Below are 1,528 nucleotides of genomic sequence, written 5' to 3' on the forward strand. Positions count from 1 at the left end.
GGCCGGTTGCGGGCCCCTGTGCGGTCAGGCCACCGGCAGGCCGGGGGCGGGGTGGGCGGCCATGAGGTCGGCGACCTCGGCGCGGATCGCGGCGAGCGCCGGCTCGTCCCCGGCCGCGGCGGCACCGACCGCGCGGGAGATCCACTCGGCGACCTGCGGCATGTGCCCGGTGCCCAGGCCGCGGGAGGTCAGCGAGGGGGTGCCGATGCGGATGCCGGAGGGGTCGAACGGCTTGCGCGGGTCGAAGGGCACCGTGTTGTAGTTCACGACGATGCCGGCCCGGTCGAGGGCCTTGGCGGCGGTCTTGCCGGGGACCCCCTTGCCGGTGAGGTCGATCAGGACGAGGTGGTTGTCGGTGCCGCCGGAGACGAGGTCGAAGCCCCGCTCCAGGAGGGCCTGCGCGAGGGCCTTGGCGTTGGCGACGACGGCGTGCGCGTAGCGGGTGAAGGCGGGCTGGGCCGCCTCGTGCAGGGCGACGGCGATGCCGGCGGTGGTCTGGTTGTGGGGGCCGCCCTGGAGGCCGGGGAAGACGGCCTTGTCGATGGCCTTGGCGTGCTCCTCGCGGCACATCAGCATCGCGCCGCGCGGGCCGCGCAGCGTCTTGTGGGTGGTGGTGGACACCACGTCGACGTGGCCGACCGGGGAGGGGTGGGCGCCGCCGGCGATGAGGCCGGCGATGTGGGCGACGTCCGCGACGAGGACGGAGCCGGCCTCCTCGGCGATCGAGGCGAAGGCCGCGAAGTCGATGGTGCGGGGCAGGGCGGTGCCGCCACAGAAGATGATCTTCGGGCGTTCGGCGAGGGCGAGGTCGCGGACGGCGTCGTAGTCGATCAGGCCGGTGTCCGCGGACACGCCGTACTGGACGCCGCGGAACCAGGAGCCGGTCGCGGAGACCCCCCAGCCGTGCGTCAGGTGGCCACCCATCGGCAGCGCCATGCCCATCACCGTGTCGCCGGGCTTGGCGAAGGCCAGGTAGACGGCGAGGTTGGCGGGCGAGCCGGAGTACGGCTGGACGTTGGCGTGGTCGACGCCGAACAGGCCCTTCGCCCGCTCGACGGCCAGCGCCTCGACGCGGTCGATGTTCTGCTGGCCCTCGTAGTAGCGGCGGCCCGGGTAGCCCTCGCTGTACTTGTTCTGCAGCACGGTGCCGGAGGCCTCCAGCACGGCCGCCGACACGTAGTTCTCGCTGGGGATCAGGCGCAGGGTCCGTGCCTGGAGGTCTTCCTCGGCGGCGACGAACGAGGCGAGCTCGGGGTCGGTCGCGGTCAGGGCGGGATGGCGGGGCGCGGTCACGGCGGCTCCTCCGGGGTCGATGTCGGATCTCGTCCCCGCGAGGCCCAGGCGGGCGGCCCTGTGTGCGGTCGTGCGCGCACGACTCCCCCGGAGTCCGTTCCCCGTGCGCCAGTCGCCGTGCGTACCGCCCACCTTAGCCGCCGCTTCCTCCGGGAGGTTTCCGCGTCCGTTATACGAGCGACGTATACCGGTGTACGGAGGACGGGTTCGGGGCCGGCACCCCGCGGCCCTCCCC

1 protein-coding gene is annotated in these 1,528 nt (G+C 73.8%); it reads right to left on the bottom strand.

Annotation, left to right across the window (positions count from 1 at the left end):
• Positions 1–24: 24 nt before the first annotated feature.
• The gene (gene glyA, locus EF903_RS32475; RefSeq protein WP_125548519.1) at positions 25–1,293 is read right to left on the bottom strand and encodes a serine hydroxymethyltransferase; all 1,269 of its coding nucleotides are present in this window, start codon (positions 1,291–1,293) and stop codon (positions 25–27) included.
• Positions 1,294–1,528: the final 235 nt, after the last annotated feature.

The sequence above is a fragment of the Streptomyces sp. WAC05292 genome (assembly GCF_003949955.1).
GTDB classification, from domain to species: Bacteria; Actinomycetota; Actinomycetes; order Streptomycetales; family Streptomycetaceae; genus Streptomyces; species Streptomyces globosus.